This is a genomic window from Rhodanobacter soli (genome assembly GCF_040548735.1).
Taxonomy (GTDB): domain Bacteria; phylum Pseudomonadota; class Gammaproteobacteria; order Xanthomonadales; family Rhodanobacteraceae; genus Rhodanobacter; species Rhodanobacter soli_A.
The window spans coordinates 666,432-685,869 of sequence record NZ_JBEPSD010000002.1 but is presented as its reverse complement, the minus strand read 5'-3'; the positions used below and the strand labels follow the sequence as shown (position 1 = coordinate 685,869).

Sequence of the window (19,438 nt, the reverse complement as noted above, 5' to 3'; positions counted from 1 at the left end):
CGGCTCAATCGGACTGATCAACGGATGAACATACGCACCGCTCTGGCATTTGCCGTCGGCCCCATCGCCACCGCCGCGCTCGGCCTGGTGACGGTGCCGGTCATTGCCTGGGTATTTCCGCCGGCCGATGTCGGGCGTCTGAACATCGTGCAGATCGCCGTCTCGTTCGGCGTGCTGCTTTTCAGCCTCGGCCTCGACCGCGCCTACGTGCGGGAGTACCACGAATCGACCGATCGCGCGGCCCTGCTGAAAGCCTGTTTCGCGCCCGGCTGCGCGCTGCTGCTGCTGGCGATGCTGGTGACCGCGCCGTTCGACCATCACGTCGCCGAGTGGCTGTTCGGCGTGGGACACGTCGCCTATTACTGGATGCTGCTCGCTTGCGTGGCGACAAGTTTCATCTCGCGGTTCCTCTCGCTGATCCTGCGCATGCAGGATCGCGGTGTGGCGTTCTCGATGAGCCAGATCCTGCCCAAGGTGCTGCTTCTGCTGGTCGTGACGGCGATGGCCGCGTCGACCTTCCACAAGTCGTTCGTGCAACTGGAAGCGGCGTATCTCGTCTCGCTGCTGTCGGTGCTGCTCACCTACGGCTGGAACACCTGGCGCGAATGGGCGCCGGCAGTTCGCGCACCCGTTTCCCCCACTCAGGTGCGGTTCGTGCTCGGCTACGGGACGCCGCTGATCTTCGCCGGCGTGGCCTACTGGGGACTGGACGCCACCAGCACGCTGGCGCTGCGCTCGCTGTCCAGCCTTTCGGAACTGGCGGTCTATTCGGTCTCCATGAGCTTCGCCGGTGTGGGCGTCGTCTTCCAGACGATTTTCACCGTGCTGTGGGCGCCACTCGTCTACAAATGGGTTGCCCATGGCGTGGACATGCGACGGGTCGACAACATCGCCCAGCAAGCCCTGGCCGTGGTCTGTGCCATCTGGGTGCTGAGCGGCATCTTTTCCTGGCTGGCCGACTTCGTACTGCCTGCACGCTACATCCAGGTGAAATACCTGATGCTGTGCTGCATCGGCGAGCCGTTGCTCTACACCCTCTCCGAGGTGACTTGCGTAGGCATCGGCATAACGCGCCGATCAATGTTGTCGCTGTGGTCGACCGTCGCGGCGCTGGTGGTCAATGTTGTCCTCAGCGTGTGGCTGGTACCCGAGCACGGCGCGGCTGGCGCCGTGGTGGCCAACGCCCTTGCGTTCCTGGTCTTTTTCGTCGCCCGAACCGAAGCGTCGGCCTACGTCTGGCGCCCCTTCCCCCGCGTCCGGCTGTACGTGTTCGTCACCGCCTGCGTGGGACTTTCCATCGCGACGCTGGTATTCGGTCCGCGCGCTCCCGTTCATTTCAGCCTTGTCTGGCTGGCCATGCTTCCGATCGCCATCGGGTGTTTCCGCGCCGAATGGATGGACATGTACCGGTCCCTGCGGGCAGCGATCAAGCCGCAGCCGCAACCCATCTGCCCGGAACCCCAAGGCGGACCTGGTGCCCTGCCATGAGCAAGTCGACACCCTGCCGCCGTCGCGTCGTCGCACCCGTGCCGCCCAATCCATGGAAGGCGCCTGCACACGCCGGATCAAGTGGCTGCATGGTTGCGCCTGATGACGACGCTGCTGACAGATTGAGGATCCAACGATGAAGAAGATCAATTTGTTTGTCTTCGCGGCGCATCACCTGTCCGGCAATATTGCTGCGCAACGATTCAAGAGCCTGCTGAAATACCTTGACCCGGCGAAATACCGCGTATTCGTCTTCGCGCGGGAACCGGCACTGGCAACCGCCGAGACGACGGCGCCGCCGCATGCGGACATCACGGTCTTTCCGCTGCCCGGGCGCTGCGTAGGCAGCGAATCCCCGGTGACTGCGTCGCTGCTGACCCTGGTGGCCGCCTTCATACGCCCGCTGCCATTCCTGCTGGCCAATCGCCATGCGCGCACGCGGCCATGGTTCGTCCACGCGCTGGCCGAGGCCAACCGGCTGTGCTCCGAGAAACTGGTTGCGGGCGAGCGATGCGTGGCCATCGGCACGTACTCGCCGGTCGACGCCCTGGTCGCGGCTGCGGCCCTGGCCAGCAAGCACCGCATCGGCTGCCTGCAGGACTTCCGCGACGGGCTGGTCTTCGAACCGTTGGGCAAACCCGGCTGGTTGCGGAAAGGAATGCGCAAGCTGATCGAGGGGCGCGTGGTCGCCGCCAGCCACCTGATCACGTCCGTAAGCCGCCCTCTCGTCGACGATTTTCAGCGGCGTTATCCGGGCAAGGCCGTGGCGGTCCTGCCCAACGGCTACGACCCGGCCGACTTCGCCTCGCTCGACAGCGATGTCGAAGGCAGCACCCGCGCCGCGGCCATTCTCGCTCGCCAAGTGCCAGCCAACGCGCTGCTGATAGGGCATTTCGGGCGCATCGGAGCCAGTGACGGATCGGCATCGAGGAGCCTCGATTACCTTGTCGACGCGTTGAACGGGTCCATCGAAGCCAGCGCGAACAGGCATCTGATGTTCGTCGGCGAACTGACCGAGGCTGAAAAGGCTTCGCTCCGGCGCGCCAGCTTCTCCGTCAGCGTGCTCGGACCGGTCGAGCGCACGCTCGCGCTGCAGCTCATGAAACGTTGCGACAAGCTGCTGCTGCTGACCGGCTCGCGCGCCAGCTGCGCCACCGGGAAGCTGTTTGAATACCTGGCCGCCGGCGCCGGCATCGTATGCATTTCGGGGGTGCACAACGAAGCCACCGCCATCCTTGCCCAGACAGGCACGGGGCAAACCATCCTGACGAGCGCGGGCGCATCGGGAGGCGACGCGCTGCGGGTCGCGCTGTCGCCCTCCGGCACCGGTGCGCGCCGTGACATCGCCGCCTATAGCAGGGTCGTCCAGGCTGGCATGCTCGACCGCTGGATTTCGAACATGGTGCAGCCATGAATCCCGGCAACGACCCAGCGCTGACGCCGCCGGCGTCCGTGTTCCTGTCGCCGGCACCGCAGTCGTTCACGGGCAGGTACCGGTTCACCGTACGCCACATGTTCCTGGGAGTGACCTTTGCGCTGCTCCTGCTGGCGGTGGTCGTGCCCAATTCGTTGCAGGTCACCACCGCAGCGGCGATGGGGCTGGCCTTCATGCTGGCGTTGCCGGGGCTGCGCATCGGTCCCGGCTTCAGGACCCTGTTGGCGCTGTACGCCTGCACGGTGATCGTCACCGTCGTCTACATGGTCGTGGGCGGCATGCACGATGCGCCGCAGGATGCCGAGATCCAGGTGGCGGCGATCTACATCCTTTCACCCCTGCTGTGGACGATCATCGCCGACGGCTTGCTGAGACAGCTGGGAACCGACCGGCTGATCGACTGGTTCGCCCTGCTCAGCCTGCTGTGCGCGCTGAGCGTCGCGCTGTTCTTCTATCTGTACCTCACGCGTGGCGCGGCAGCCGTGACGTTCTTCTTCGAAGGCGCCAACGTCAACCTCAACGAGGGATTCGCCGGCGCCACCATGCACGTCTACGGCTCGCTGATCTTCCTGTGCGGCGGCTTCTTCGGTTCGCCGGAACTCATCAAGAACCGGCTGATGCGGCTCGCGCTGCTGGCGATGCTGCTGGTCTGCGCGTTGACCTCCGGCCGCACGGCGCTGATCCTCGCCGTGCCGCTCGGCTGGTTTCTTGGCCTGCTGCTGTCCTCACGCACGACCGGTCGCCGGCAAAAATCACCGGTCTTCCGCATCATCCGCTATGGCCTGCCGATGCTGATCGCGGTGATAACGGCACTCGTCCTGCTGCAGGCCTACACGCAAATCAGCCTGTCGACGGTGCTCGACGCCGTCTCGACCAAACTCGCCTCGGGCGGCGGCAGCGCACGGGTGCAGATGACCCACTCGCTGTCTGCCGGCATTCTTGCCAACGATGGCCTGGGCTCCGGCCATGGCGTCGGCGTGGATTTCATCAGCGATACGGTCCATCCCTGGCGCTACGAGCTGGTGTGGCTGGCCACGCTCTATCGGGTCGGGATAATCGGCACGCTGATCTACGCACTGCCGTTCCTGCTTTATATCGTCGCCGTGATCCGGCTGGCCTACGACCGCCGCCTGCCGCCCCGGCACAAGTTCATGTTCTGCGGCTTCGTCTGCGCCTTCCTCGGCACCAATACCAACCCCTACATCGAGGCCTTCGTCTTCCAGTGGATGTACGTCATCCCGCTGGTGGCGCTGTCCATCGAATACCCGATGGCTTTGAGAAGGGGGCAGGAATGAAGCGCCTCAAGGTCCTGCTGTTCTCGAAGTACTCGCGACGCGGGCCCAGCTCGCGATTGCGCAGCCTGCAGTACCTCGCTCCGCTGCGGGATCACGGCATCGACGTGCAGGTGCATGCGCTGTTCCCCGACGCCTATCTCGAAGCGCTCTATGGCGGCCACCCCGAGGCCGCCAGATACCGTGCATGGGGCTATTTCAGCCGGCGGCTCATGCAGCTCCTGCGCCGTCGCGAACACGACCTCGCCTGGATCGAGGGCGAATTGTTTCCCTACCTGCCGTACTGGATCGAGGCGGCGCTGGCACGGTCACTCAAGTCGTACGTGGTCGATTACGACGACGCGTTGTTCCACAAGTACGACCAGTCCGCCAATCCGCTGGTACGCCGCATGCTGGGCCGCAAGATCGACCGGATCATGCATGGCGCCGCCTGCGTGATCGCCGGCAACCGGTACCTGGCGGCACGGGCCAGGCAGGCAGGCGCAACGCGGATCGAAATCATTCCAACGGTGGTGGACGAGCAGCGCTATGCGGCGGCGAGCCCGGCCGATGCGCAGCCGCCGGTCATCGGCTGGGTCGGCTCGCCCGCCACCGAACATTACATGCTGGATATCCGCCAGGTGCTGGAGCAGGTCTGCGCCGCGCACCACGCGCGCCTGCTGCTGGTCGGCGCGCGAACGGAGACCGCGGGCCAGTTCGACGGCATCACGCCGGAAGTGGTGCCATGGTCCGAAGCCAGCGAGGCGGCCATGATCGCGCGGATGGACATCGGCATCATGCCGCTGCTCGACAGTCCGTGGGAGCGCGGCAAGTGCGGCTACAAGATCATCCAGTACATGGCATGCGGCCTGCCCGTGGTGGCCTCTCCGGTCGGCGCCAATGTCGACATCGTGCGCCATGGCGAGAACGGTTTTCTGGCGGCGGATGATGCCGCATGGCGGGACGCCCTGGAGCGCCTGATCGCGAGCCCGTCCCTGCGCGCGCGCATGGGCCACGCGGGGCGCGCGCGGGTCGAGGCCGAGTACAGCCTGGTGGCGCAGGTGCCGCGGCTCGCGGACATACTGCGCCGTGCGGGGCATGCGTGATGTGTGGCGTGACCGGCTTCTGGCAACCGCATGGTGGCGCACGGGACACGCTGCTGGCGCAGGCGCAGGCGATGTCGGCCCGGCTGAGCCATCGCGGTCCCGACGACAGCGGCGTGTGGTGCGACGAGGCCGCCGGCATCGCGCTGGCGCAGCGGCGCCTGTCGATCCTCGACCTCTCTCCCGCCGGTCACCAGCCCATGCACTCGACCGATGGGCGCCATGTCATCGTGTTCAACGGCGAGATCTACAACCACCTCGAGTTGCGCGAGCGCCTTCGCACGGAACACGCCGCACCGGCATGGCGCGGGCATTCCGACACCGAAACCCTGCTGGCCTGCTTCGTTGCCTGGGGCGTCGAGCGAACCCTGCAGGCCAGTGCCGGCATGTTCGCGTTCGCCCTGTGGGATCGCCAGCAGCGGGCGCTCATACTGGCGCGCGACCGGATGGGCGAGAAGCCGCTGTACTACGGCTGGCAAGGCGACACCTTGCTGTTCGGCTCGGAGCTGAAGGCGTTGAAGGCGCATGCCGCTTTCCAGGCGGATATCGATCGCGGCGCACTGGCGTTGCTGCTGCGTCACGACTGCATTCCCGCGCCCCATGCCATTTACCGCGGCGTGTTCAAGCTGCGTCCCGGGCATCTGCTGCGCATGCCGCTGGATGCGCCACGGGAGGCGCAGCCGGTACCGTACTGGCGCTACAACGAGGCGGTAATCGCGGGCCTGGACGCACCGCTCATCGCTACCGACAGCGCAGCCACCGATGCTCTCGAAGCGCAACTGGGCGCCAGCGTCGGCGCACAGATGCTTTCCGACGTGCCGCTGGGCGCGTTCCTCAGCGGCGGCATCGACAGCAGCACGATCGTGGCGCTGATGCAGGCGCGCAGTGATCGGCCGATCAAGACGTTCACCATCGGCTTCAGCGAAAACGGCTACGACGAGGCCGCGCACGCCAAGGCGGTGGCGAGGCATCTCGGCACGGAGCACACCGAGCTGTATGTGCACCCCGCGGACGCGTTGGCCGTCATCCCGCGGCTGCCTGCCATTTTCTGCGAGCCGTTTGGCGACAGCTCGCAGATCCCCACTTTCCTGATCAGCCAGCTGACCCGGCGCGCGGTGACGGTGGCGCTGAGTGGCGATGGCGGCGATGAACTGTTCGGCGGCTACAACCGCTACCTGGTGGCGCGTACCACCTGGGAGAAGGCGCAACGCCTGCCGCCGCTGGCACGCCGTGCCGCGGCGGGCGCGCTGCGCGCCGTGGCGCCGGCGGCGTGGGACCAGTGGTTCGAGCGCCTCAAGCCGTTGTTGCCGAAGCGCTGGCGCCTGGCCACGCCGGGCGACAAGGCACAGAAGCTGGCGGACGTGCTCACGCTGTCGAGTGGCCAGGCATTCTTCCTCAACCTTGCCAGCCAGTGGCAGGACCCGGCCAGCATCGTGCTCGGCGCGCAGGAACCGCCGACCCTGCTGACCGACCCCGGCGCGTGGCCGCACGCCGGCAGCCTGGCGCCATGGATGATGGCGATGGACGCGCAGACCTACCTGCCCGACGACATCCTGGTGAAGGTCGATCGCGCCGCGATGGCCAACAGCCTGGAGACCCGCGTGCCGATGCTCGACCATCGCGTGGTGGAGTTGGCCTGGCGCGTGCCACTGCAGCAGAAGATCCGTGACGGGCAAGGAAAATGGCTGCTGCGCCAGGTGCTGTATCGGCATGTGCCAAGAGAGCTGGTCGAGCGGCCCAAGATGGGCTTCGGCATCCCGCTGGACAGCTGGCTGCGCGGCCCCTTGCGCGACTGGGCAGAAGCCCTGCTCGATGAGGGCCGCCTGCACCAGGAGGGTTATTTCCAGCCAGCCGCGATCCGGCAGAAGTGGAAGGAGCATCTGAGCGGCCGGCGCAACTGGCAACATCAACTGTGGACGGTGCTGATGTTCCAGGCCTGGCTGGAGGAAAACCGGAGGGCATCGGCATGACGGCCGGCGCCCGCGGTCATGCACCCATGGCTGCGCACGGGGTGCGCTCATGAAAGCCGTCCTGTTCGCCAACACCGACTGGTACCTCTACAACTTCCGGCGCGCGCTGGCGACGTCGCTGCAGCGGGCCGGCTACGACGTGCTGCTGATTTCCCCACCCGGACCGTATGGCAACAGGCTGCGTGGCCTGGGCCTGCGCTGGGAATCGTTGCCGATGCAGCGGCGCAGCCTGAACCCGCTGCGCGAGCTGGCGTTGCTGTGGCACCTGACGCGCCTGCTGCGGCGCGAGCGGCCCGCGCTGGTGCATGGCTTCACCATCAAGTGCGCCGTGTACGGCTCGCTGGCGGCGCGGCTGGCCGGCATTCCCGCCAGGGTGAACGCCGTGGCGGGCATGGGCTACGTATTCACCAGTTCGCACGTGAAGGCGCGGCTGTTGCGGCCGGTGGTACGCGGCTTGCTGAGGCTGGCGCTCGGCGGCCGTGACGCACGGCTGATCCTGCAGAATGCGGACGACGTCGAACTGTTCCGGCGGGCCGGACTGGTCGACCCGGCGCATATCCGCCTGATTCGCGGCTCGGGCGTGGATTGCGCGCAATTCGCCGGAATATCCCGGCAGGCACCCGACGATGGATGCCCGCGCATCCTGCTGGCCAGCCGCCTGCTCTGGGACAAGGGCGTCGGTGAATACGTCGCTGCCATCCGGCAGCTGCGCAGCCAGGGCCGCATGCTCCAGGCCCTGCTCGCCGGCACGCCGGATCCGGGCAACCCCGCCGCGGTGCCGGAACCGACGATACGGGAATGGGTCGACGAGGGCCTGCTGACCTGGCTCGGCCACGTCGACGATATGGCCGGCCTGCTTGGATCGGTCGATATCGTGGTGCTGCCGAGCTACCGCGAAGGATTGCCGCGGACGCTGGTCGAGGCAGCCGCTTGCGGGCTTCCGTTGATCACCACGGACGTGCCGGGCTGTCGCGAGGTGGTGTCCGACGGCGTCGATGGGCTGCTGGTCCCGATGGGGAACAGCGACGCGCTGGCGCTGGCGATCGCGCGGCTGCAGGACCACCCGGCATTCGCGCGTCAACTGGGCGAAGCGGCGCGCCGCAAGGCACGCATGCAGTTCGATGAACGCATCGTCATCCAGCGCACCATGGCGGTTTATGCGGAGCTGCGCGACCTTCGGGCTGCATCCGCCGAATCATCCGTTTAGACGTCCATATGCCGAAGCACGGCGGACCTTGCAGTGACACAAGTCATGTGCGGTTCAGAGCCCGGACTTCTCGTGCAGTAGACTCGACCGATGGCCCCGCCGGAGCCATCACTCCCATGACAGAAGTCCTACACAACCGGAGGCTGCACCATGCCATCCTCGTTGCAAAAGGCGAATGTACTGGATTTCATTCCCGCGTCGGAACATGCCGCCATCCGTGCCGGCCACAGCACGTACGACTGCACGGGCAGCATCCAGGCCGCGATTGCCGCCGCCGGCAAGGTGTTTGTGCCCGCCGGGGTCTATCCTGTGAAACAGCTGAACCTCAAGTCCGGTCTCGAGCTGTATGGCGAGGGAGAGGCCAGCGAACTGAGGGCATACGACAAGACGCTGGCCAGCGAATTCATGCTCGTTACCCACATACGCGACGGTGGCAGCCGCCGTGTCGCGGACAACATGCGCGACATCCATCTGCACGATCTGAAACTCGATGGACGGGTGGCCGAATTCGGCTACGAACAGTACTTCTACCTGCTCGCCGTCAACGCCACTTCGAACCTGACCGTCGAGCGGATGACGTTTTACGGCTTTCGCGGGGACGGCATGTACGTCGGCTCGGGGACGCTCGCGAGCACCGAACGCCACAACCAGCGCATCACCGTGCGCGACTGCGTGTTCGACGGCGCGGTCAAGGACAACCGCAACGGATTGTCCATCATCGATTGCGACCAGCTGACGGTGGAGAACTGCGTCTTCCGGAATATCGGCAACGCGAAACTATCCCGCTCGGTGGGCGGCATCGATTTCGAACCCGACCACAACTGGAGCGTGTACCGTGACGTGACCATCGCCCATTGCCGCTTCGTCGACATCGACTCCGTGAACACGGCGGGCATCTCGTTCTTCAACGGGCACCAAACCGGCGACAACATCCATGACTGGGTCGTGTCGGACTGCCAGTTCACGAACTGCTACTGGGGCATCGACTCCTCGACCAAGGCCAAGACCGTCGCCAGCAGGCCGGACAATCTCAGCGTGCTCAACTGCCACTTCCTCAACTCGGTGCGCGTCGACGTGGCCGTCAAGGGCTTGAGCGGCACGCAGATCAGCGGCTGCACCTTCCAGCGCTCGCCGCCGGGGTCCGGCCCGGGCGGCGATACGATACGCCTCGGTGCCATCGCTTCCCGAACCAGCCGGAATGCCATCAACACGGTGATCACCGGCAACACGTTCATCGGCATACGTCCGCAGATGGGCGTGATCGGCGTGCTTGGCGCGAACGGCCTGGTATGCGCGGGCAACGTGTTCACCGACATTCGCGGAACCTGCATCAACTTTGCCGAGGACAAAGCCCCGGACAACGCGAGAGACATCGATCGAGTGATCATTTCCGGAAACGTGGTGAAGCACGGCGCAGGCTCAACGTTCCGTGCTTCCGCCATGTCGTTCCTGAGCACGAGCAACGAGATGCGCATCAGCAAGGGCCATCTGGTGCTCGAACACTCCTTCGAATACACCAACGACGTCGAGAACGGCATAACAAAGGTCGCCAATGGCGCGACGTTCCAGTTCCGGGGAGTCAGGCAGACCCAGTCCTGAGACCTGCAGGCCATCCTCTCGGGAGTAACGTGCCTACCGTGGATTTCCCCGCCGTGGGTCAACGGCGGGAAGATCGTCGCGCCGAACCGTATGCCTCGGTTTCATCACTGGCCTCGACCACAAACTCACGCCCCTGTCCGGCCAGCTCGCGCGGATCGGATTCCCCGCCTGCGTCCGATGAGACGGCGTTCGCATCGGCGTCACGTTGCGGATCGGACGCCCCATGTTGGCGCGCTTCCTGACGCAGCCATACATGCGTGACCGTCACGACGTACGCACCCATGGCCACGCAGAATGTTGTCAGGTTCGTACCCGCCGAGTGTGCCGCGCTGCTGATGAATGCCCCGATGAGCGCGAGGCCGGTAGCGACTGCGATGAGTACGGCCAAGGTCGCGCGAGGCCCAAGGCCTGCTCCGAGCAGGATATGGTGGATGTGCCCGCGGTCCGGCTTGAACGGCGACCTGCCCTGGCGCATGCGCCGGTACATCACCGCAAAAGTGTCGAAGACCGGCAGCGCTACGCACCACAGCACATTGACGGGCGACAATTGCGTCTGGGGTATCTGGCTCATGCCGATAAGCGCCCATGCCAGCAGATAGCCAATCAACATGCTTCCGGCATCGCCCAGGAAGATTTTTCCGCCCATGAACCCCTGATTGGCCACGAGGTAAGGCAACGACGCGGCGGCCAGCACGGCCAGCAGCGCGATGACGCCATGCAAGGGCGTGGGATCGGCAAACAGGATGATGGCGGCAATGCTGACCAGCTCCAGGCTGCCGGCGAGGCCGTCGATGCCGTCCATCATGTTGAACGCATTCACCAGGCCGATGACGGCAATCACCGTCAGCGGAACGCCGATCCAGCCCAAGGTCACTTGATGGCCAAAGATGGTTCCCAGTGTGTGGATGTAAACGCCGGTGCTGGCCACCACCGTCAGAATGACGATGGTCTGGATCAGCAGACGATCCCGCACGCTGAGGTCGAAGCGATCATCCAGCGCGCCGAGCAGGACAAGCACGGCGGCGGTGACGAGCAGGACCATCTCGAATTCCTGGAACTGACCATGGGTGGCTGCCCCTGCGGCCACTCCCATGAAGATTGCGAGTCCCCCCACCAGCGGTACGTCACCAATATGCTGCTTGCGCTGATCGGGGTGATCCACCAACCCCAGCGAGACAGCGAACCGGCGCAACACGACAATGGCTAGCGCCGATGTGCATGCAGCAACCAGACAATCAATGACTAGCCGTGGTTCGTGCATGGCATCTTTACCTCCGACCAATCTCGAACGGATCCCCCTGGTCCAGCCGAGTTCGATTTTGTAAGTGGTGCAGACCATGGAGCCGTGAAGAATCCCGATGATCTACGTCTATTTGGTATTGGTATGAGTCGACGAATCTGGCGAATAGCTGCCTTATCTTGCGGGGCCAGTGGATAATTCGATAGTCATTGCGCGGCCTGGTGCTGATGTCAGGCTTATGAACCTACCATCTTTGACTACCCATGCTTATGAAGTGCAAACCATGGATTCAGGCCCACATGTCTTAGATGACGATTTTGTCAATGATTCGTTTAGATTATGTTTTCGCGCTATATCAACGGATTTGCAGAGACTGAACAGAATCTGTCCTTGCGCTGAATAGCCATTCAAGCGGCCAATAAGCGCCCTAGCTCCGTGGCGACAGTAAAACCAGACAACGCAGGCCCACGCACGGACGTGCGCCGCGCACCGAAAACGACAAGGAGACACGCTGTCCACATTGCCAGTGGCAGCGAGCCGGATCGTCATTGCCGACGGATGACATTGCGCATCCATCCGGCTGCGAGCCGCTCACACGGCATCGACCGGCAGCGCATTCGCTGCCGGTCGATGGTCCGCTTCATCGATGAGTGACTGACATCGCCTCAGTGGGTCGCGCTGTAGTTTGCAGCGGCTGCACTGCTGAGCAGAGTGGCCGATGGCAGCAACTGACTCAACACGCGATTCCAGCGAGTCACGCCAGCCGCACCGACAAACACCACGTCACCCGGCTTCACCCTGAACTGGTCTCCGAGCGCGAACGCCGCGGGTGAACGGGCGTCAAGCTGGAAGACCTTGGCCGGGGCGTTTTCCAGATTCTTCGCTCCACGAATGACGTAAACCTCCTTGCCATCGGACGTGACAGGGTTGAGGCCGCCCGCGCGACCCAACGCCTGCGTCAACGAGATGTCGGAAACGCTCCTGAAGGTGACCGCCAGCGGATGCAGCACCTCCCCCATCACGTACACCTCCTGGGTGTCGTTGAAGGGAAGCAGCAGTCGATCTCCCGGCTTCAGGTAGATATTCTGCGCAATGCCGTGGCCGTTGCCCAAGGCAGTCAGATCCAGATGGTAATCCTGTCCGTCACGGGTCAAGATCAGATCGGACATGTTGGCCTGATCGGCATTGACCGCTGCCGTGCCAAGCGCCTGCCCCAAGGTCAGCGGGACCGTCGTGATCGGCTGCGGATTGGTATTCTTGAAAGCGCCCTGCAACAGCACGTGCTGGCTGTTATAGCCGACGACGCCGACATCCACCTGCGGCCTCTCCACATACTTGGCGATCTTCGTGCTGATGTCCTGGCGCACCTCTTCGATCGTCATCCCTGCAACTTTCACGGAACCCACGTACGGATAAAACATCGTGCCATCCGAACGGATCAGCCGGCCATTGGCTGCCGTTTGCTGCTGCGAACCGGCCGGCGAGGTCAGTTCCGGGTGGTCCCATACCGTGATGTAAAGCGTATCGCCGGGGCCGACGCGGTAAGGCTCCGGCTTGTACGACAACAGCGCCTGCGGCACCGTGGCGCTCAACACTGCTGCATTGTCCTCCGTCAACAGTTGCGGAGTGATCGTCACCAGTTGGATCTGGCTGCTGTCCGTCGGTGTACCGCGAACCAGCCCTTCGCCCGACATGCGCTGTCCCGGCGCCAACACACAACCGTTAACCAGCAACGCGAAACTCAGAATGATAAAGGCGCGATTTTTTTTCATGGTTAATTAGGCCTCGAAGATTACAATCCACTAGGCATCCTGGAACTTTTATTAAATAACATGTAACGCAGAAAATGCAGGCTTTTCGACCAAGCAACCAGTGGCCTTGTAAAGCGTAAATTCATTTTTCTGCGCACGGGCTTCCCGAACCCAAGAGTTCAATAACCGGATCGGGAATCAGCCACAAAAAAGGCATGTTTGATGCCACATATCGCGTGAAGAAAAGATCACGAATGATCGAATATATGGCGACGTCGATATGGATCAGACGGCCAAACGCCGTGGCCTGAGAAGATCCGCCGGCAAGTGGAATCGGTACGAGCCGGCAGCATCGGATGCAGAGATCGACGCTATTGGATCGCCATGCAACAAAGGCCGATCCTTCCAGTCATCACCTTGCCGCTGTGGCTCGAGTAGCACCACACATCATGACGTGGAAGGCCATTCGCCCAGGTGGCAGAAGGTCATTGGCGATGCTTGCCAAGAAGCGAATGGAGAGCATCACTACCCGGCTGCCTCGCGCGCCGCGCTCAAGCCGACTTGAAGCAGTCGCTGATCAGAGTCGCCACGGCTACTTGAGGTCGCATGCACGAGTGTTCCCTCTTCACCTAGACAACGGCGGATGCTCACCAGCGGTCCCTGCATCGCGCGGGCGGACGAAGCAGGAGCTCACCACGCCAGGTCATGGGGCAGCAAAGCAGCACGGCCGGAACCTGATGCGTTCGCGGCCTGACCTGTGCAGAAAGCGCTGAGTCGTTACACTCTATGCAAGCCAGAGCGTCTCGCCGCGCACCGTCCCGCTCTGGCACCCTGAATCAAATTGCGGTATTCATCGCAAATCGGTATCTGGAACGGCAATATTCAATGTCCAATAGCGCCTGCACCTTAGTTTGGCACGATACTAGCCCTCGTTAGCAACCATCCACGTCGTGTTCGGCTGCCACCTGTCTGGTGCAAGAAAACATGGGAAATGACAAGAAAAGGCCTGCCTGGGAGAAAAATTCCCGAGGATTCTGGCTCACTGTTTGTCTGGTACTCAGTGCGTTGGCCGGTTGGCTGATGTTCCATTTGAACATTCTGCACTGAGGCCGGGGACGATTCGGCTGTAGAACACCTGCCACCGGGTTTTATCCCGTACGCGCCCTACCCGCTACAAGGTTGCCACGCCTTCTGATGGTGCTTCGGCGATGACGCGTGCAGCCATGTCCCTATCATTTCCAGCCGCTGCCCGCTGGATCTGTCAGGGCAATCCTCCTTCACCGTACATTTCCCTCAGTCAACCAGGCGGCGAGGCAACGTGAGCCTCCCGCGATGCTTCGGGTACCCGCCGTCGCTCATTTCGATCCGGGACAACCGCGTATCTGCAGTCCGGGAACGTGCACGGTTTGTGCACGCCACACCTTGGCATAGTCAGCGGTGCGTTTGCGCAAACGCAAAGGCGGGCCAGCGTCAAAAACGCGGGCTTACGCTGCATGCGCATAGCAATTTCACCGGCGCGTGGTCATTATGCTAGGCGGCATATAAAAGTCGCCTGCGAACAAAGATCTGTGCGCTGGCCGACAGGAACTTGCTGCAATGCTTCAGCGGCGGCCCGGTGGCGCACAAAGCAAGCTTTTCATTGCCGTTCAGGCTGTTGGAGCGTTACTGGCGTTTTGGTTCCAACTGCGGCCAGATCAGGATTTATGTCCACCCGAACCATGCGCCCCCAAGGTGGCCATCCAAATCGACTCGGGATGACTGTATGCGAAAACTGGAAAACACCAAGCTCGCCATTGTGGGTCTCGGTTATGTCGGCTTGCCGCTCGCAGTGGAGTTCGGCAAGCGCTACGACACCGTTGGCTTCGACATCAACAAGGCCCGGATCGATGAGTTGGCTGCGGGTCGCGACAATACGCTGGAAGTCGATGCCGCCGAGCTTGCCGACGCCACACATCTTCGTTTCAGCGCCGAACTTGAAGACTTGCGGGATCGCAACTTCTACATCGTCACGGTGCCCACCCCGATCGATGTCGCCAAGCGCCCGGATCTGACGCCGCTGATCAAGGCCAGCGAAACCCTGTCCAGGGTACTCAAGCCCGGCGACGTAGTGGTGTACGAATCCACCGTGTATCCCGGTTGTACGGAAGAGATATGCATTCCGATACTCGAAAAAGGCTCCGGCCTGGTCTACAACCGCGATTTCTTTGCCGGCTACAGTCCCGAACGCATCAATCCGGGTGACAAGCAGCATCGTGTCACCAGCATCCGGAAAGTCACCTCCGGCTCCACGCCGGAGACGGCCGATTTTGTCGACCAGCTGTATGGTTCGGTGATCACCGCGGGCACGTACAGGGCCAGTTCGTTGAAGGTGGCCGAGGCCGCCAAGGTCATCGAGAACACCCAGCGCGATCTCAACATCGCCCTGGTCAATGATCTGGCCATTCTGTTCAACAAACTGGGCATCGACACGCTGGAGGTGCTGCAGGCTGCCGGCACCAAGTGGAATTTCCTGCCGTTCCGCCCCGGCCTGGTTGGCGGTCACTGCATCAGCGTGGATCCGTATTACCTCACGCACAAGGCGCAGGCGGTGGGCCACCATTCGGACGTGATCCTGGCGGGCCGCCGCACCAACGACGGCATGGGTCCGTATATCGCCGGCGAAGTGATCCGCCTGATGGTGCGCAAGGGCATCAATCCGGTGCAGGCGCGTGTGCTGATCCTTGGCCTGGCGTTCAAGGAGAACTGCCCGGATCTGCGCAACACCCGTGTGGTCGACATCGTGCTGGCACTGCGCGGTTACAACGCCGATGTCGACGTCCACGATCCATGGATCAACGCCGCCGAGGCCGAGCACGAATACGCCATCACGCCCGTCGCGCAGCCGCAAGCCGACAGCTACGACGCCGTCATCGTCGCCGTCGGCCATCAGCAATTTGTCGACATGGGCCCGGCTGGCATCCGCGCGCTAGGCAAGGCCGCCTCGGTGATCTACGACGTGAAATGTCTGCTTCCGCGCGAGGCGGTCGACGGTCGTCTTTGAACAGGACTTCATGCCATGAAAGTGCTGGTTACCGGCACCGCCGGTTTCATCGGTTCACACGTCGCGCTGCAACTGCTCGAACGCGGCGATGAGGTCATCGGTTTCGACAGCCTCAATGACTACTACGACGTCGACCTGAAGAAGGCGCGACTCGCGCGTTTCATGGAGCACCCGGGCTATACGCATATCCACGCTGACCTGGCCGATCGCACGGCGGTGGAAAGCGCCTTCGCCACGCATAAGCCGCGGCGCGTGATCAACCTCGCTGCGCAGGCCGGCGTGCGCTATGCGGCCGAAAACCCGCACATCTATGTGGCCAGCAACGTCACCGGGTTTCTGCACATCCTGGAAGGTTGCCGCCGGCATGATGTGGAGCATCTGGTGTTTGCCTCCACCAGCTCGGTGTACGGCGCCAACACCGCCATGCCTTTTTCCGAGCATCAGCCCACGGAGCATCCGCTTACCCTCTACGCCGCCTCCAAGAAAGCCAACGAGCAGATGGCGCACAGTTACGCGCATCTGTACGGCATCCCGTGCACGGGGCTGCGTTTCTTTACGGTCTATGGCCCATGGGGGCGCCCGGACATGGCGCTGTTCCTGTTCACCAAGGCGATCCTGGCCGGCGAACCCATCAAGGTGTTCAACCATGGCCGACACAAGCGCAGTTTCACCTACGTGGATGACATCGTGGAAGGTGTGATCCGCACGCTGGATACGCTACCGGGCAAGGACAACGACTGGAACGGAAACCTTCCCGACCCGGCCAGCAGCGGCGTCGCACCCTACCGGCTGTACAACATCGGCAATGCGGAGCCGGTGGAATTGTTGCGCTACATCGCGGTGCTGGAGCAATGCCTCGGACGCAAGGCGCAAATGGAGATGCTGCCCCTGCAGGCGGGCGACGTGCCCGATACCGAGGCGGACGTGTCGGAACTAATCCGTGCCGTCGGGTATGCACCGAAGGTTTCGGTAGGCACGGGCATCGCCAATTTCGTGAGCTGGTACCGAAGCTATTACGGCGTGTAATTGAAGGCACGCAAGCGACGCGCCACATGGCGGGCAAGCCGTGCTCCACGGCTGAAGCTTGCAGCATCGTCGCTCGCACATGCAGACGATGTCAGGTTGTCGTGATCATCGCGTGACCGCTTTCGTAGCGGCATTGACGGCGCTTGCACCGGTAGGCTGCGATGGTGGGGATGTCGCGCGATGTTGATCCGCGATCAGCCTCAATCCCCACGCGCAAAGGAATACGAACATGTCGCTTTCACTATTGGTGGTCATCGTCCTCATCCTCCTGCTGATCGGCGCGCTGCCAACCTGGGGATACAGCCGCTCCTGGGGCTATCGCCCGACCGGAGGCATCGGCCTCATCCTGCTGATCATTCTCGTGCTGTGGCTGCTTGGCGTGTTCCACTGACCTTTCCGATCGTGCCGTGATTGCGCTGGCTAAACCCGTCGAGCACGTGCCTGATGGCAGCCTGACGGCACTGCGCCGCAAGGCAGCGGAATGTCGGGCCTGCCCGCTGTGGCGCAATGCCACCCACACGGTATTCGGCAAGGGGCCGGCCCACGCGGCGGCAATGCTGATCGGCGAACAGCCCGGAGCCCAGGAGGATCTGACCGGCGAACCGTTTATCGGGCCGGCCGGCCACTTGCTCGACCGGGCGATGGCCGAAGCGGGCCTCGATCGCCGGACGCTCTACCTCACCAATACCGTCAAGCATTTCAAGTACGAGACACGCGGCAAGGCACGCTTGCACAAGCGAGCGAACGCCGCGGAACAGGCCGCTTGCCGGCAGTGGCTGGCGGCGGAATTGTTGCGGGTGCAGCCGCAACTGGTCGTCGGACTGGGCGCCATGGCGGCGCAGACCCTGTTCGGCAATACCTTCCGCATCAGCGAGGAACGTGGCCAATGGCGCGACATGGGAGCGCAGGCGCGCGGACTCGCCACCTGGCATCCGTCCGCCGTGCTGCGCATGCGTGAGGATCGCCGTCACCAGGCCTATGTCGAACTGGTGGCCGATCTGCATGAGGTGGCGATTGCGCTGTCCACCCTGTCCGAGCGAAGGAGAGTGGCACTATGAACGGCGGCGTCTGGCCTGGCGGTTCCTGCTGCTGGCGCTGGCCGTGATTCCCGCAGCGGATTTCCATCTCGGCATCACCCATCAGGAGTCGCGTCCCGATGATGGCGGTTCGCCGGTGGTGACCGATCCGCAGGAGTGAGTCCTTGCCGGCGCCTTCAACGCAGGAAACGCAGCACCTGCTGCTCCAGCTTGCGTGGATGCGCGGCGGTGGCCGCGGGGATGGCTCGTTGCAGGCTGCCATCCAGCCAGCCGTCCAGGATGCGCGGGTGGATGTAGGAGCCGCGGCACACTGCAGGGGTATTGCCGAGGATGGCGGCGACTTCGCCGATGGCTTTCGCCAGCGCGCGGCGGCGCGCCGGCTCGCCGCCCTTCCCGGGCCGCGGCGTGCCAGCGAGGACGCGGGCCGCGTGCACCGTGCCGCCCCAGGTGCGGAAGTCCTTGGCGCTGAACTCATGCGTCTGGCCGTTGCTGCAGGCCGCATGCAGATACTCGTTGACCATCCCCGAATCCACCGGTTGCAGCTGGCCGTCATCGTCGACGTACTGGAACAAGCGCTGCCCGGGCAGTTGTTGCACGCGACGCACGATCCGCACCAGGCGCCGGTCGTCCATCTCCACCTCGCGATCCTGCCCGCTCTTGCCGCGGAAGATGAAGCGCAGCCGCCCACGTTGCGCACGCACATGGCGGGTACGCAAGGTAGTGAGGCCGTAACTGCGGTTGTCCCGGGCGTAACGGTCGTTGCCGATGCGGATCAGCGTGTCGTCGAGCAGGCGTACCAGCAGTGCCAGCAGCTTGTCGCGCGGCAGGCCGTCGAGGGATAGATCCCGGCGTACGCGCCGGCGCAACGCCGGCAGCGCCTTGCCGAATGCCACGATGTGGTCGAACTTGCCAAGCTCGCGATATTCCCGCCAGCGCCGGTGATAGCGGTACTGCTTGCGCCCGCGCGCATCGCGACCGGTCGCCTGCAGGTGTCCGCGCGGGTTGCTGCAAATCCACACGTGGGTATAGGCCGGCGGAATCGCCAAGGCACGGATGCGTGCCAGTTCCTCGCGATCATTTACCGGCCGGCCCTCCGCGTCGCGGTAGCTGAATCCCTTGCCACGACGAAGCCGGCGCAGGCCCGGTTGCGCATCACTGACGTAGACCAGGCCCATGGCACGCGTCTGTAGGCGTGGATCCGGCAGGTTTTCGTGGGCAGGGCTGACCATCTGCAGCGAGTATGCGCAAGGCAGGTCAACGACGGGTGATCC

General features: G+C 63.6%; 15 protein-coding genes. 12 read left to right on the top strand and 3 right to left on the bottom strand.

The genetic code is table 11. From position 1 onward, the window contains the following. The first annotated feature begins 24 nt into the window (after positions 1-24). From ABIE04_RS14110 to ABIE04_RS14080, 7 genes are all read left to right on the top strand, one after another. Positions 25-1,488 carry a lipopolysaccharide biosynthesis protein gene (locus ABIE04_RS14110; protein WP_354551405.1) on the top strand — a complete coding sequence of 488 codons (1,464 nt, stop codon included), beginning with the start codon at positions 25-27 and terminating at the stop codon, positions 1,486-1,488. A 136-nt stretch (positions 1,489-1,624) separates the two neighbouring features. After that, positions 1,625-2,902, top strand: a complete 1,278-nt coding sequence (locus ABIE04_RS14105) for a glycosyl transferase (protein WP_354551403.1) — start codon at positions 1,625-1,627, stop codon at positions 2,900-2,902. Beyond that, positions 2,899-4,218 (top strand): hypothetical protein, encoded by a 1,320-nt coding sequence (locus ABIE04_RS14100; protein WP_354551401.1) that lies wholly within the window; start codon positions 2,899-2,901, stop codon positions 4,216-4,218. Before ABIE04_RS14105 ends, ABIE04_RS14100 begins: the two co-directional genes overlap by 4 nt. Continuing rightward, positions 4,215-5,300: a glycosyltransferase family 4 protein gene (locus ABIE04_RS14095; protein ID WP_354551399.1), complete on the top strand. Its 1,086-nt coding sequence runs from the start codon at positions 4,215-4,217 to the stop codon at positions 5,298-5,300. The genes ABIE04_RS14100 and ABIE04_RS14095 overlap by 4 nt, the downstream gene beginning before the upstream one ends. Further along, on the top strand, positions 5,300-7,267 hold the full coding sequence (gene asnB, locus ABIE04_RS14090; protein WP_354551396.1) for an asparagine synthase (glutamine-hydrolyzing): 1,968 nt from the start codon (positions 5,300-5,302) through the stop codon (positions 7,265-7,267). Before ABIE04_RS14095 ends, asnB begins: the two co-directional genes overlap by 1 nt. Positions 7,268-7,316: 49 nt before the next feature. Continuing rightward, on the top strand, positions 7,317-8,474 hold the full coding sequence (locus tag ABIE04_RS14085; protein WP_354551394.1) for a glycosyltransferase family 4 protein: 1,158 nt from the start codon (positions 7,317-7,319) through the stop codon (positions 8,472-8,474). Positions 8,475-8,624: 150 nt separating this feature from the next. After that, a complete protein-coding gene (locus ABIE04_RS14080) occupies positions 8,625-10,073 on the top strand; it encodes a glycosyl hydrolase family 28-related protein (protein ID WP_354551392.1) in 1,449 nt (482 codons plus the stop codon). A 58-nt stretch (positions 10,074-10,131) separates the two neighbouring features. On the opposite strand, the gene ABIE04_RS14075 is transcribed toward ABIE04_RS14080, so the two are convergent. Next, the gene (locus ABIE04_RS14075; protein WP_354551390.1) at positions 10,132-11,412 is read right to left on the bottom strand and encodes an undecaprenyl/decaprenyl-phosphate alpha-N-acetylglucosaminyl 1-phosphate transferase; all 1,281 of its coding nucleotides are present in this window, start codon (positions 11,410-11,412) and stop codon (positions 10,132-10,134) included. 566 nt (positions 11,413-11,978) lie between these two features. Continuing rightward, the gene (locus ABIE04_RS14070; protein WP_354551486.1) at positions 11,979-13,007 is read right to left on the bottom strand and encodes a polysaccharide biosynthesis/export family protein; all 1,029 of its coding nucleotides are present in this window, start codon (positions 13,005-13,007) and stop codon (positions 11,979-11,981) included. Between the two features lie 1,819 nt (positions 13,008-14,826). On the opposite strand from ABIE04_RS14070, the gene tviB reads away from it, so the two are divergent. The 5 genes from tviB to ABIE04_RS14045 all read left to right on the top strand — a co-directional run bounded on the left by tviB (position 14,827) and on the right by ABIE04_RS14045 (position 18,327). Next, on the top strand, positions 14,827-16,104 hold the full coding sequence (tviB, locus tag ABIE04_RS14065; RefSeq protein ID WP_354551484.1) for a Vi polysaccharide biosynthesis UDP-N-acetylglucosamine C-6 dehydrogenase TviB: 1,278 nt from the start codon (positions 14,827-14,829) through the stop codon (positions 16,102-16,104). A 15-nt stretch (positions 16,105-16,119) separates the two neighbouring features. Further along, positions 16,120-17,130: an NAD-dependent epimerase gene (locus ABIE04_RS14060; RefSeq protein WP_354551388.1), complete on the top strand. Its 1,011-nt coding sequence runs from the start codon at positions 16,120-16,122 to the stop codon at positions 17,128-17,130. 229 nt (positions 17,131-17,359) lie between these two features. After that, entirely contained in the window at positions 17,360-17,521 is a 162-nt protein-coding gene (locus tag ABIE04_RS14055; protein WP_354551386.1) for a DUF3309 family protein, read from the top strand. 16 nt (positions 17,522-17,537) lie between these two features. Continuing rightward, positions 17,538-18,188, top strand: a complete 651-nt coding sequence (locus ABIE04_RS14050; protein ID WP_354551384.1) for a UdgX family uracil-DNA binding protein — start codon at positions 17,538-17,540, stop codon at positions 18,186-18,188. Continuing rightward, positions 18,145-18,327, top strand: a complete 183-nt coding sequence (locus ABIE04_RS14045; protein WP_354551492.1) for a hypothetical protein — start codon at positions 18,145-18,147, stop codon at positions 18,325-18,327. Before ABIE04_RS14050 ends, ABIE04_RS14045 begins: the two co-directional genes overlap by 44 nt. A gap of 16 nt (positions 18,328-18,343) precedes the next feature. Here the strand turns inward: ABIE04_RS14045 and ABIE04_RS14040 are convergent, their stop codons facing one another. After that, positions 18,344-19,342: a DNA topoisomerase IB gene (locus tag ABIE04_RS14040; RefSeq protein WP_436410387.1), complete on the bottom strand. Its 999-nt coding sequence runs from the start codon at positions 19,340-19,342 to the stop codon at positions 18,344-18,346. Positions 19,343-19,438 lie beyond the last annotated feature (96 nt).